Source organism: Acidovorax sp. ACV01 (assembly GCF_014851495.1).
Classification (GTDB): Bacteria; Pseudomonadota; Gammaproteobacteria; order Burkholderiales; family Burkholderiaceae_C; genus Acidovorax; species Acidovorax radicis.
Window position 1 is genome coordinate 122,635 of sequence record NZ_JACUZT010000003.1, and the last position, 12,737, is coordinate 135,371.

Below are 12,737 nucleotides of genomic sequence, written 5' to 3' on the forward strand. Positions count from 1 at the left end.
GTAGCAATCGCTTCTCTTGCCACACCAATCCCTGCTGCGCGTTGAGGCCGCGCTGCGGGTTTCCTTGGGCCTCAGATCACGGAGACAACAGCATGAATATCAAGAAAAGAAGAATGCGCATCCACCCCCTCGCCCTGTCGGCCCTGCCAGCAGCCCTGCTGATCGGATGCGGAGGGGGGTCATCGGATGGCGGTCTGCCGCAACTGGCAGCGGCCAGCCCTGGCACCTTGAAGTCATGCAGCGACCTGGCGGCGCGCATCAACTTCCCCAACACCACGATCACGACGGCCACCGCCGTGACCGCTGGCACGCTCACCGTGGCGGGCACCCCCGTGGCCGCGCACTGCCAGATCACCGGCACCATGCACTCGCGCGTCAGCGCCGTGGATGGCAAGAGCTACGCCATCGGTTTCGAGATGCGCCTGCCCAACGCCTGGAACGGCCGCTTTTACTACCAGGCCAACGGCGGGCTGGACGGCAGCGTGGTGCCTGCCACTGGCGCCTACAGCTCCGGCGTGCAGGTGACCAGCGCCTTGCTGCAGGGCTTTGCAGTCATTAGCTCGGACGCGGGGCACACCGGCGCGCAGAACAATACCTTCGGCTTTGACCCCCAGGCCCGGCTGGACTACGGCTACCAGGCGCCCCAAAAGCTCACGCCCATGGCCAAGAACGCGATCGAGCTCGCCTATGGCCGCGCGCCGGACCGCTCGTACTTTGGCGGCTGCTCCAACGGCGGGCGCCACACCATGGTGGCGATGTCGCGGCTGGCCTCGGAGTACGACGGCTTCCTCGCGGGCGACCCGGGGTTCAACCTGCCCAAGGCGGCGGTCAGCCAGGTGTGGGGCGCCAAGAAGTACGCCGCCCTGGCCACCCCCGGCGCGATGACCACCGCGCCCGCCTGGCTGGGTGGCTTCCCGGTGCCCGACATCGGCACCGCATTCACCCCCGCTGAACGCACGATGGTGTCGAACCGCATCCTGGCCAAGTGCGATGCGCTGGACGGTGTCACCGATGGCATCGTGGGCGATGTGGCGGCCTGCCAGACCCAGTTCAAGCTGACCGAGGATGTGCCCACCTGCACCGGCGCGCGCGACGGCACCTGCCTGACCGCCGAGCAGAAAACCATGGTGGCAGACATCTTTGCCGGGGCCAAGACATCCACGGGCGCCAACCTCTACAGCACCTTTCCGCTGGACCCGGGCATCGCCAACCAGGACTGGGCGACCTGGGAGTTCGTGATCGGCCAGGTGCTCGACCCACTGTCCTCCGGCACCGTGTTCAGCACGCCCCCCGTGCAGCAGACACTGGCCACGGCCAACATCGACCAATTGGCCGCGTCCATCTTCGCCACCAACGCCACATTCACCGAATCGTCCATGTCCTTCATGACGCCACCCAACGCCACCGACCTGGCCAAGCTGAAGAACCGTGGCGCCAAGGTCATGGTGTTCCATGGCACGGGCGATGCCGTGTTCTCGTTCGACGACACCGTGAACTGGTACAAGGGCGTGGCCGCTGCCAACCAGGGCGACGCCAGCAACTTTGCCCGGCTGTTCCCGGTGCCCGCCATGGGCCACTGCGGCAGCGGCATCACCACGGACCAGTTCGACATGCTGACCCCGCTGGTCAACTGGGTGGAAAAAGGCCAGGCCCCCGACCGCGTAGTCGCCCAGGCGCGCGGCGCCGGCAATGCTGCCGGTGCCAACCTGGAGCTGCCCGCAAGCTGGTCTGCCACCCGCACCCGCCCGCTGTGCGCCTACCCCAAGATCGCGCGCTACAACGGCACGGGTGACATCGAAAGCGCCAGCAGCTTCAGCTGCAAATAGGGCAAGTGCGGGAAGGGCCATGGCCACCGTTCGGCCAGGGCCCTTCCCTCCCGGTCGCCCCCGTGCCACCATGGCGCGGCAGCCCCCAGAACCCCCAGGAGACCACCGCATGAACACCCGCCTCCCCATGCGCCCCCGCGCTCTGGCCCCCTCTTTCACATCTTCCGCCTCTGCAGCCACGGCAGCCCTGGCGGCCGCCGCCGCGCTGCTGGCGGGCTGCAGCACCGCGCCCCGCGCCAACGTACCGCAACTGGCCGCCGCAACACCCGCCACCTTGCAGTCCTGCACCACGCTGGCCACCAGCCTGGCGCTGGCCGACACGCGCATCACCTCCGCCGAGCAGGTGCCGGAAGGCCCCCTGACCCTGCAGGGCGTGACCACCCAGGTCCCCGCGCACTGCCTCGTCAAGGGCAAGATGAAAGAGCGCACCGGCCCCGTGGATGGCGCGGCCTACGCCATCGGTTTCGAGATGCGCCTGCCCGTGGCGTGGAACGGCCGCTTTCTGCACCAGGCCAACGGCGGGCTGGACGGCAGCGTGGTGACCGCACTCGGCGCGGTGAGCGGCGCCGCGCCCCTGGCCCCCGGCCTGGTGCAAGGCTTTGCCGTGCTCAGCTCTGACGCGGGCCACGGCGCGCCCACACCCTTCTTCGGGCTGGACCCCCAGGCCCGGCGCGACTACGGCTACCAGGCAGTGGGCACCCTCACGCCCATGGCCAAAGACCTGATCAAGGGCGCCTACGGCAAGGGCCCCGACCGCTCGTACATCGCGGGCTGCTCCAACGGCGGGCGCCATGCCATGGTGGCCGCATCACGTTACGCCGACCAGTACGACGGCGTGCTGGCGGGCAACCCCGGCTTCAGCCTGCCCAAGGCCGCCACGGCCCAACTGTGGAAGGCCCAGCAATACGCCAAGGCATCCCCAGCCGGAGCCAACGGCCAGCCCGACCTGACCAAGGCCGTGAGCCCCGCCGAGTTCCAGCTCATCGGCCGCAAGATCGTGGAGCGCTGCGACGCGCTGGACGGCGCCACCGACGGCCAGGTGAACGACGTGCAAGCCTGCCAGGCTGCATTCAACCTGCAGCGCGATGTGCCCACCTGCACCGCAGCCAACACTGTGCGGGATGGATCGTGCATCTCTGCCGAGCAAAAGAACGTGCTGGCCAGCATCTTTGCCGGGCCCAAGAACAGCAAGGGCGAAGCCCTGTACACCGGCACCTGGTTCGACCCCGGCGTGGCAGGCAGCAACTTTGCGTTCTGGCACTTCAACGCCCCCACCACGCGCGACGCAGGGGCCGTGGCCTTTTTGTTCACCACACCGCCCTCCACCCTGGACGCCTTCAAGGCCACCACCGGCCTGCAGTACGCGCTGAACTTCAGCATGGACGCGGACTACCTCAAGATGTTCGCCACCACACCGGTCTACACCGAGTCATCGTGGTCGTACATGACGCCGCCCAACCCCGCCGACCTGGGCGCCCTGCGCAACCGGGGCGCCAAGATGATGGTCTACCACGGCGTGGCCGACGGCGTGTTCTCGCCCATCGACACCGCCCACTGGATGGACCGCGTGCAGGCCCACCACGGCGGCAAGGCCGACGACTTTGCCCGCCTGTACCTGGTGCCCGGCATGAACCACTGCTCCGGCGGCCCCGCCACCGACCAGTTCGACATGCTGGCCCCGCTGGTGGCCTGGGTGGAACAAGGCAAGGCGCCCGACAGCGTGACGGCGAACGCACGCGGTGCGGGGGCCAAGGTGGTGAATGCCGAGCTGCCTGCGACCTGGTCTGCCAGCCGCACCCGGCCGCTGTGTGTGTACCCGAAGGTAGCACGCTACAACGGGACGGGGGATGTGGAGAGTGCGAGCAGTTTTAGCTGCAGGTGATGGGGGATTGAAAGTGCGATGCCCGGCTTGTGCCGGGCTTTTTCTTTGCACAAGGAAGTTGCCTAGAAACTGGCCTTGACCTGAGCCTAGGGTTGCGGAGATGTTGCCTTACGTCGAATAGCCTTCAAGCGAAGTTCGATGTAGTCCTTCAGGAACTCATACATGTCCTCGGTGGGTGCGACAGAGAACTCAATACGCATTGCCCTACCGTCAAGGTCAAGCACTTGCTCAATAAACGCACCAGCCGGTGCGGTCATCGCCGGGCCGCCCCCCCCGTAAAAACGGGGATGGTGGTTTGTCAGTTGAGTGTTCGTGAGACGGGGGCTTTCGACCACGTCCATACCTGATATGAGAGGCAACCCATCACCGACATTGCGCGCACCCTTATCTCCCAAAATCTCAACTTCTTCAGATAAATTTAACCCCCCAAGAATGCCTGCAAGCTGTTGATTTTCCTTAAGAATTTTAACCGCTCGATATGCATTCGCTGGAGCAAACGCCCTCTCCAAGACAAGATAGTGATTCAGAGTATCGTCGGAGGGAAGTCCTTCAGGCCAGTTACTGTGAACCTCTGCGGAGACGCTTGGATTCAAGGCTGCCCGCCTAATCATCTCTTGCCGCTCCAACGACTCAATTCGAGTGTCCAACACAATTCGCAGAGCAAGCTCCGTTAGCTTAAGGCGCCGATCTGCGCCCGAGCCTTCGTCGCTCATAAGCCCATAGCTCTTCAAAGCCGCTACCGTCTGGATTAAGCCACTGCTGTTCGGGCTGTACTTCCAGTGTATGGCCGCACGCGTCACGGGAGCAGCGCCTTTCCGCTCCTCGTCATAAAAGGCTTTCGCCCTCGCGATGGCGTTTTCTAAGCTAATGAAAGGGAAATTAGGACTCCGATCCTTCTTCCGCGACTCTTGCTCTTCCATAGTGTCCCCACTGAACTGAAGCCCAGATTTTATGCCCTATCCGACGAATTCGGATTTTTTATCAGAAGCATTGCAGATAAAAATAAAGAAGTTCACAATCCGCCTATCTTCAAGCAAGCAGGAAATTCTTGACATTCCATCTTTTTCTAAAGTAAATTCATCTAATCCAAGCGGGACAATGATAGAACTGCACAAATTAAGGGCCTTCATCATGAGATAGCTCAGCGGCGATACGCACACGCCACCGACGTGTCGCCCAAATAGAAAAGGCCTGCGGACCGCACAACCCCTAGACAAGGCGCGGACCGCAGGCCGGTGTGGCTTCAGTGGGATGCGCGCATCCCGCCTCAACCTTTCGAAAACGAGGAAATCCTATCATGCCCGTAAAACAGTCAGAGACCACGTCCTCGCGCGTGGCATCCCAAGCCAGCAAACTGCTGCGCGACCCTAAAACGCCCGCTCCCGTTAAATCGGTGGCGGCATCCGCCCTGACCCAGAAGGTCAAGGCCAAGGGGAAGTGAAGTGGCACTGTTCTTTCTTGACTACGACTTGCGCAAACAGCGCAACTACCAACCCTTGTACGACGAGCTCGCGAGCTTCGGTGCAGTCCGAATCCTGGAATCGAGCTGGTGCTTCAACCGATTCAACACAACGGCGTCGGGCCTACGCGACCACTTCATACAGTTCATCGACGCTGATGATGGGCTATGGGTGGCTCAAGTAACTGACTGGGCCACATACAAGACGTTGAAATCGCCGAATGCCGCAGTAACAATCTAAGCCGCCAGCGGGGCAGCAGCTGCAATGCTGTTGCCCCATTTTTTTGAAGCCAACCATGCGGTCATGGGCGCTAAACCAGTGACAGTAGCGAGCCTCAAACCGCCAGAAGCTTGGTCGCATTGCAACATTCAACCGACCCCGTGGCAAACGAACGGACTTTTGCACCCTGTTAGGGCGGAAGTGCTCAGGGGCTAAATCCGACGGTGATCGGGACATACGAAAGGGTGCGCAGGTACTGTCCCAAACAAGCCTGTTTTTTGTCGATGCGTTCTGCCCGGGTTTTAGTACCACCTAGCTCCAGCCAGCAGAGCCGCAGGCGCACGTAGATGCTCAAAACGGCAACCCCAAATCGTTCTCCGCCGGCGACCACGGCGCCTTCTCTACGAGAACATATAAGCTAGGTCCATGTCCTGCAGCTTCTGGTCGTAGGCCCCGCCGCGAGGCATCAGCCGCCTACTCCGCCGCGCCCGGCGTGCGCTCAGTCGGAATTGGCGATCTGCTGGCTTCGTTCTTCGCCTTCTTCCCTTGGTCGTAATGCCACTTGATGGCGAAGAACATGCCGGTGCCGAACACGGCCACCTTGAACACAATGAAGACTATCGGTACCCAATCCATTATTGAGATTTTCCTGGCTGTTGATAGGCACTATCGAGTGTGAAGTGCAGTGCCTCAAAACGCTGCGTCAGCAGCTTCATCGTGTTCAAGCCATCGTCGAATCGCACCTCGACACCGTTGGGCAAATGATCTGAAAACTTGGTGCGATGCTATCGGGCCTGCTGTGTGGGCGTAAGCATCAGTTCTGCCTAAATTTTGCGTAGCAGATGGAGGTCGCTGTGCAAGGCAACTGCCTGGAAAGCGGCTTTGTGATTGGGGCTGTGTGTGACCACTATGCGCGGGCCATGGTGCGCGCCGAGAGTGAGCAGGCGGATCGCCGGTTGCACGCAACGCCGACCGCGCGCACACAAAAAAGGCTTGCATAAGGGAACCCCATGCAAGCCTTTGATTGAGCGGCAGTGCTATTGCCGGATGCTCAGAACGGCAACCCCACGTAGTTCTCTGCCAGCGAGCCCAGCGCCTTTTCCGACGAGAACAGGTACGCCAAGTCCGTGTCCTGCAGCTTCTGGTCGTAGGCCAGCGACTCGGGGAAGGTGTGCAGCATGGTCGTCATCCACCATGAGAAGCGCTGGGCCTTCCACACGCGGGCCAGGGCCTTCTCGGAGTATTTGTCGAGGCCGGTGCTGTCGCCATTCTTGTAGTGCGCGACCATGGCGTGGTACAGGTAGTAGATGTCGGATGCCGCGCTGTTCAGGCCCCGTGCGCCGGTGGGCGGCACGATGTGGGCCGCGTCGCCGGCCAGGAACAGGTTGCCGTAGCGCATGGGCTCGGCCACGAAGGAGCGCAGGGGGGCGATGGACTTTTCGATGGATGCACCCGTAATCAGCTTGTCGGCCACCTCGGCGGGCAGGCGACGCTTGAGTTCAGCCCAGAAGGCTTCGTCGGACCAGTCTTCCACGGTGTCGGTCAGCGGCACCTGGATGTAGTAACGGCTCAGCACCTGCGAGCGCAGCGAGCACAGCGCAAAGCCGCGTTCGTGCTTGGCGTAGATCAGTTCGGGCGAGACGGGCTTGATGCGCGAGAGCACGCCCAGCCAGCCGAAGGGGTAGACCTTTTCATATTCCTTGAGCACGTCGCGCGGGATGGACTTGCGGCTTACGCCGTGGAAGCCGTCGGCGCCGATGACGAAGTCGCAGTCGATGCGCACCACTTCGTCGCCACTGCGGTAGGTCACATACGGGTTGGCACTTTTGAGGTCGTGCGGCTGCACGTCTTCGGCGTTGTGGATGACGATGCCCTTCATGCGGTCGCGCGCTTCGTACAGGTCGCGCGTCAGCTCGGTCTGGCCGTACACCACCACCGAGCTGCCGCCGCTGTACTTGTGCAAATCGACCCGGTCCATCTTGCCGTCGTGGGCAATGATGAAGCCGTCGTGGATCTCGCCCTCCTTGTCCATGCGCTCGCCGCATTGGGCTTCGCGCATCAGGGCTGCAAAGCCGTGCTCCAGCACGCCGGCGCGGATGCGGCCCAGCACGTATTCGCGGCTTTGGCGCTCCAGCACGATGGTGTCGATGCCCTTGAGGTGCAAGAGCTGCGAGAGCATGAGGCCAGAGGGGCCTCCGCCGATGATGCAAACCTGGGTTTTCATGGTGTCTCCTTTGTGGCGAGCGGCTCACAAAACTCCCCTGGCGTTGTTGTCCTGCCTTGCCGTACTACTTGTACTGTCTGCGGCAGGACGCCTAGCCAGGGACGCTTCGCTGAGTTGTGTGAGCCGCTCTGTTGGGTTGATGACATGGGTCAAACGGACCATCCAAAGATACGTGGCACAGTCGCCGCGTTGAATGGACGGATGGAGCCAGAACATGCACTTTTCGAACATGGCCGAGAACCACAGCAGCATTCAGTCGTACAGCCTGTTCGGCGAGTCGCAGCACCTGCCCGACGTGCTGCACTGCGAGACGATTGCTGCGCGATCGGTGCTGCACGACTGGGAGCTGGCGCCGCACCGGCACACGCGGCTGCACCAGGTGCTGCTGATCGAGTCGGGCGGCGGTGTGGCGCACCTGGATGGCGAGCAGCACGCGCTGGCCGCCGGTGCGCTCATCAACGTGCCGCCGGGCCATGTGCACGCGTTTCGGTTCACACAACACACACAGGGCTGGGTGGCCACGCTGGCCGATGAATTGATGGACGAAATTTTTGTGCGGGTGGGCGATGTGCGGCGCGACCTGGCGCGGCCCGCCGTGGTCACCGCCAGCCCGCCCATCAGCCAGGCCATGGGGCAGATCTGGCAGGAGTTTTCGGGCCGCGCCAAGGCGCGTGCTCTGGTGCTGCGGGGCCTGAGCGCCACGCTGCTGGGCTGGGTGGCGCGGGCCATTGAGGACCACAGCCCGGGCGACACCGCTGCACCAGAGTCCAGCCTGGTGCAGCGGCTGGATGCGCTGATCGAGGCGCATTTTCTGGAGCACTGGCAGGTGGCGGACTATGCGCGTGCGCTGGCCGTATCACCCACACACCTGAGCCGTGTGGCACGTGCCACCACGGGCGTATCGGCCCAGCGGCTGATTGAGGCGCGCCTGATGCGCGAGGCGCGGCGCAACCTGGCCTACACCCACCTGGGCGTGGCCACCATTGCCTACACGCTGGGCTATACCGACCCGGCGTACTTCACCCGAGCCTTCACCCGCGATGCGGGCCTGTCGCCGCGCAGCTTCCGGGCGCAGGTGGCGGCATCGGGGCCCGGCCGCAGCGCGTGACCCCGATGACACGCTGCTGACACTCCGCTGTCAGTAGCCCACGCACACCATCGAGGCTTCCTTCTTTCATTCACACACAAGGAGCCTCCATGAAAAACGCCATCACCTGGTTTGAAATCCCTACTACCCAACTGGACCGCGCCCAAGCCTTTTATGAAACCGTGCTGGGCCAGCCCATGCGCCGCGAGAACATGGGCCCGAGCGAAGGCGCCGTGTTTCCCTACGACGGCGCTGCAGACGGCGTGGGCGGCGCGCTGATGATGGGCCCTACAGCACCGCAGGTATCGGGCAGCGGCACACTGGTGTACCTGGATGCCTCGCCCTCGCTCGACGCCGCACTGGAGCGCGCCGTAGCCCAGGGCGGCCAGGTAGCACTGCCCCGCCAGGCCCTGCCGCCGGGCATGGGGTTTTTTGCACACATCCACGACCTGGATGGCAACCGCGTGGGTCTTCACGCACTTTCTTGAAGAAGGGACAACCGCATGGAAACACAGGAACTGCACCGGGGCCGGCTGATTGACCACATCCAGCTCGTTGTGCGCGATCTGGCGGCCAGCCAGGCGTTTTACACAGCCGCGCTCGGGGCCCTGAAGGTGCCGATGGGTGGCGCGGACGAGGGCTATTTCTGGGCGGATGAGCTGTTTGTGTCGTCCGCCCACAGCCTCGCCGCGCAAGGCCACCTGACCGGCCGCACGCACCTGGCCTTCCAGGCGCAGGACCGGGCGATGGTGGATGCCTTCTACCAAGCCGCGCTGGCCCATGGCGGCACCGACAACGGCGCACCGGGCGAACGCGCCTACCACCCCGGCTACTACGCGGCGTTTGTGCTGGACCCGGACGGGAACAACATCGAGGCCGTGTTCCACGGCGACGCGCGGCGTAGTGCGGCGTCCGTAAAGATCACGTTCTGAGGTGTGGATCAGCCCGCCTCCGGGCGGGCCAGGCCGCGCAGCGGGATGGGGGTGGAGAACACGATGGACGTGCGTGTTTCGCCATAGCCGTTGATGTCGCCCAGAAAGCGCTCCAGATCGGGCAGGTCGCGCGCCACGACCTGCATCACATACGAGTCGTTGCCACTGACATGGTGGCATTCGAGCACCTGGGGCGACTGGCGCAGCTTGTCGATCAGCGCCTTCTTGCCGGGCTGCGGCACGTTGATGCCCACCACGGCGCGCACGCCGTAGCCGACCTTGGCGGGGTCGATGTCGGCGTGCACGCCACGCACCACCCCAGCCTCCTGCAGACGCCGCAGGCGCTCCAAGGTGGCGGGCACCGACAGCCCTACCGTGTGCGCCAGGTCTTTGAGTGAGATACGCCCATCGGCCTGCAACGCGGTGATGAGCCGCCAAGCCTTGTCATCGACTTCCATAAAAGCCTTTATCGGTACAAGCGGAAAAAATCGAAATCAAAATTTAACAATACCTAATTTTCTGCATTCTCCGTCGCAAACCACCGCCCTAGCATTGGTGCATGGACTTCGCCTCACTCACCCTGTTTCTCCAAGCCGCCATCATTGGCGTCCTCATCGCGGCCCCCGTCGGCCCCATTGGTCTGCTGACGATGCAGCGCACCCTGGAGCGGGGCCTGGCGGCCGGGCTGGCCACGGGCCTGGGCGCCGCTGCCGCAGACGCGGTGTACGGCGCCATCGGCGCCTTCAGCGTGCGCTGGCTGATCGACCTGCTCGCCAGCGCCAAGACACCGCTCGCGCTCGGCGGCGGCGCGTTGCTGCTGGTGCTGGCCTGGCGCACCTGGCATGCGCCGGTGGCCCACACTGCGGCACCGGCGCGCGATGCGCGTGGCCTGCTGGGCCTGGCTGCGGGCACGTTCGCGTTGACGCTGGCCAACCCGGCCACCATCGTTTCTTTCATCGCGGTGTTTGGGTCGCTGGGCGGTGGCCAGCAAGCCATGCCGTCCCCGCTGTGGATGGTGGCGGGCGTTCTGGCGGGCTCGGCAGCGTGGTGGCTACTGCTGACCGGCGCGATTGCGTACCAGCGGCGGCGCTTCACGCCGACCTGGCGCCAGCGCATCAACCAGGCCTCGGCACTGCTGCTGGGCGGGTTTGCGCTGTGGCAATGGGTACAGCTCGTCTAAGAGCGTGTTTACGATCTCGCAGCCAACGAGGTAATGCTGCAAAGGTACTGACACTGCGCTGTCAGCAGCGCACCCGCACCATCACGGCTTCTTTCCCCTCAAGGAGCTTTCCATGACCGACGCCTTGCTTCAGCAAGCCCTGTGGCGGGACGCCGAGCCCATGTCCGCGGCACAGGCCCCCTTCGTGGCAGAAACCCCCGCGGCCCCACCACGCCGCAACTGGATTGCGGTGGCCAGTGCCCAGCATGCTCGCCGCGGATGTGCTGCGCCAGGCGCAGGCTACATGCAGGTGTGCCATGGCAAGGCCGCGCCGCTCAAGCGCATCCAGCCGGGAGACCGCGTGGCCTACTACTCGCCCACGGTCACCATGGGTGGCAAGGACCGGCTGCAGGCATTTGTCTCCATCGGCATTGTTCTGGCAGGCGATCCGTATGCGTTTGACATGGGCGGCGGGTTTGTGCCGTTTCGCAAGGACGTGGCCTATGTGCCTGCGCGGGAGGCTGCGATTGCGCCGCTGCTGGACGACTTTGAGTTTGTGGACGACCGCACGCATTGGGGCGGCAAGTTCCGCTTTGGGCTGTTTGCCGTCAGCGACCACGACATGCGCCTCATCGCGCAGGCGATGGGGGCAGACGCCACATTGCTCCATTGGACATAGCCGCGCGCTACCGGGCGGCAAACACTGACCGGCCTACAGAGGCGCCACATGGGGGCTGGCACCTGCCGAGGCAACACAGGCGGTACAACAAGACGGGACAACGCCGCCAGGGGAGTTTTGTGAGCCGCGCTAACACACGGCCATCAACGCATCCACAATTCTTCGTTGGGCCGCGCTCAGGGCGGCATAGCCTTCGCGCATCATGCGCAGCACGATCGCGTGGATTTCCAGTTCACCAGTAGGCATGGTCTGCTCCTTGGAGGAAAGTCTTCGGCCACCGCGCAGGCAGGCCGACGGATCACAGTGCATGTTGCAGGCCCGCAGACCTACAAGCACCCGGGCCTGCCCCGCCATGGACCAAGCCCTCATACCACTGTGCCGAGGTAGCAGCACTGGCGGTAGCGCGATAAAAGGGGAAGTTCACGGCTTTTTTCAGACGCCGCCCCGTGGCTGGTGCGCACCCTACATCGCCACCCGGGGGGGCGCAAATACGCTCTACGGCGCATTGGCACCCGGCACGTAGGCATCCACGATCGAGGGCTCCCGGTCTCCAGGGGCAGTGCGGGTCAGTTTGGACCATGACCAGGTTTCAACATCGGGCGCGTCGTAGGTACCGTAGGACTGGCCACCCCAGGAGAAGTAAGAGCCCTTGTTCCCCGTGGAGACGGTGCGGGTGCCCACAGCCAGCGCACCATCCTTCAGCAGCGCAAGGCGAAAACCCTGGAGAACGCCCGTGCCCCCAGCATCCTTGCCCTCGGGGATGTCCTGGGGAACCACGTCGAGCATGCCGGAGGTGCAACGCGTCTGCGCGCCGCCGTAGGTGACCAGGCTCCATCGGCGAGTAAGGGAGGAGCGTATGTTGCGTGCGCGGTTGATGGTGCGCGTGCGCAGGGTCATCTCCCCACCCGCCTGCTGCACCCATATCTGCATCTCGGGCCCATTGACATAAAAGGGCAGCCCGCCCTGCTCCCACCGGCGATTGGACGGCCTGTTGCCATGCACGCCGCTGGCATCGACTGGAGGCCAGGCGTAAACCCCTTGCAGGGGCGGGCAGCCGAACCAGCTGCTCTGCACGGGGCCAAACGCCTTGGGCGGCTTGGGCGACCCTTGCAATTCAGGCCCGCAGGCCGATAGCGCCACACAACACAGTGCCAGCACAGCCACCAGGCGCGCGTGGCATACACGCGGGTGCCCGGTACGGGGGCCACCGTGCGATGGCGGAGGGAAGGCTGGAGTCATGGTCACAGGTCTGCCGTGGTGGCCCGATTG

Annotated in this window: 13 protein-coding genes; 8 read left to right on the plus strand and 5 right to left on the minus strand. The window is 64.0% G+C overall.

Features of this window, described 5'->3' with window-relative positions:
• Positions 1 to 92: 92 nt before the first annotated feature.
• Together IB243_RS09290 and IB243_RS09295 are read left to right on the plus strand one after the other, a co-directional pair.
• Positions 93 to 1,826 (plus strand): tannase/feruloyl esterase family alpha/beta hydrolase, encoded by a 1,734-nt coding sequence (locus IB243_RS09290; RefSeq protein WP_225584862.1) that lies wholly within the window; start codon positions 93 to 95, stop codon positions 1,824 to 1,826.
• 109 nt (positions 1,827 to 1,935) lie between these two features.
• Positions 1,936 to 3,708, plus strand: coding sequence for a tannase/feruloyl esterase family alpha/beta hydrolase (locus IB243_RS09295; RefSeq protein ID WP_192426503.1), 1,773 nt, complete (start codon positions 1,936 to 1,938; stop codon positions 3,706 to 3,708).
• 86 nt (positions 3,709 to 3,794) lie between these two features.
• On the opposite strand, the gene IB243_RS09300 is transcribed toward IB243_RS09295, so the two are convergent.
• Positions 3,795 to 4,628 carry a hypothetical protein gene (locus IB243_RS09300; protein WP_192426505.1) on the minus strand — a complete coding sequence of 278 codons (834 nt, stop codon included), beginning with the start codon at positions 4,626 to 4,628 and terminating at the stop codon, positions 3,795 to 3,797.
• Positions 4,629 to 5,005: 377 nt separating this feature from the next.
• Between IB243_RS09300 and IB243_RS09305 the strand changes: the two genes are divergently transcribed.
• A complete protein-coding gene (locus tag IB243_RS09305) occupies positions 5,006 to 5,149 on the plus strand; it encodes a hypothetical protein (RefSeq protein ID WP_192426507.1) in 144 nt (47 codons plus the stop codon).
• A 712-nt stretch (positions 5,150 to 5,861) separates the two neighbouring features.
• Here IB243_RS09305 and IB243_RS09310 read toward each other — a convergent pair.
• Positions 5,862 to 6,023, minus strand: coding sequence for a hypothetical protein (locus IB243_RS09310; protein WP_192426508.1), 162 nt, complete (start codon positions 6,021 to 6,023; stop codon positions 5,862 to 5,864).
• A 415-nt stretch (positions 6,024 to 6,438) separates the two neighbouring features.
• Positions 6,439 to 7,611, minus strand: coding sequence for a 4-hydroxybenzoate 3-monooxygenase (gene pobA, locus IB243_RS09315; protein WP_192426509.1), 1,173 nt, complete (start codon positions 7,609 to 7,611; stop codon positions 6,439 to 6,441).
• Between the two features lie 214 nt (positions 7,612 to 7,825).
• Between pobA and IB243_RS09320 the strand changes: the two genes are divergently transcribed.
• From IB243_RS09320 to IB243_RS09330, 3 genes are all read left to right on the plus strand, one after another.
• Entirely contained in the window at positions 7,826 to 8,719 is an 894-nt protein-coding gene (locus IB243_RS09320; RefSeq protein WP_192426510.1) for a helix-turn-helix domain-containing protein, read from the plus strand.
• Between the two features lie 89 nt (positions 8,720 to 8,808).
• On the plus strand, positions 8,809 to 9,186 hold the full coding sequence (locus IB243_RS09325; RefSeq protein WP_192426511.1) for a VOC family protein: 378 nt from the start codon (positions 8,809 to 8,811) through the stop codon (positions 9,184 to 9,186).
• Between the two features lie 15 nt (positions 9,187 to 9,201).
• Entirely contained in the window at positions 9,202 to 9,630 is a 429-nt protein-coding gene (locus IB243_RS09330) for a VOC family protein (RefSeq protein ID WP_192426512.1), read from the plus strand.
• Positions 9,631 to 9,638: 8 nt separating this feature from the next.
• Here the strand turns inward: IB243_RS09330 and IB243_RS09335 are convergent, their stop codons facing one another.
• Positions 9,639 to 10,088 carry an Lrp/AsnC family transcriptional regulator gene (locus tag IB243_RS09335; RefSeq protein WP_192426513.1) on the minus strand — a complete coding sequence of 150 codons (450 nt, stop codon included), beginning with the start codon at positions 10,086 to 10,088 and terminating at the stop codon, positions 9,639 to 9,641.
• Between the two features lie 101 nt (positions 10,089 to 10,189).
• Between IB243_RS09335 and IB243_RS09340 the strand changes: the two genes are divergently transcribed.
• Entirely contained in the window at positions 10,190 to 10,810 is a 621-nt protein-coding gene (locus IB243_RS09340; RefSeq protein ID WP_057228145.1) for a LysE family translocator, read from the plus strand.
• A 112-nt stretch (positions 10,811 to 10,922) separates the two neighbouring features.
• Positions 10,923 to 11,468, plus strand: a complete 546-nt coding sequence (locus tag IB243_RS09345; RefSeq protein ID WP_225584863.1) for an EVE domain-containing protein — start codon at positions 10,923 to 10,925, stop codon at positions 11,466 to 11,468.
• 495 nt (positions 11,469 to 11,963) lie between these two features.
• Here IB243_RS09345 and IB243_RS09350 read toward each other — a convergent pair whose 3' ends face one another.
• Positions 11,964 to 12,707 (minus strand): hypothetical protein, encoded by a 744-nt coding sequence (locus IB243_RS09350; protein ID WP_225584864.1) that lies wholly within the window; start codon positions 12,705 to 12,707, stop codon positions 11,964 to 11,966.
• Positions 12,708 to 12,737 lie beyond the last annotated feature (30 nt).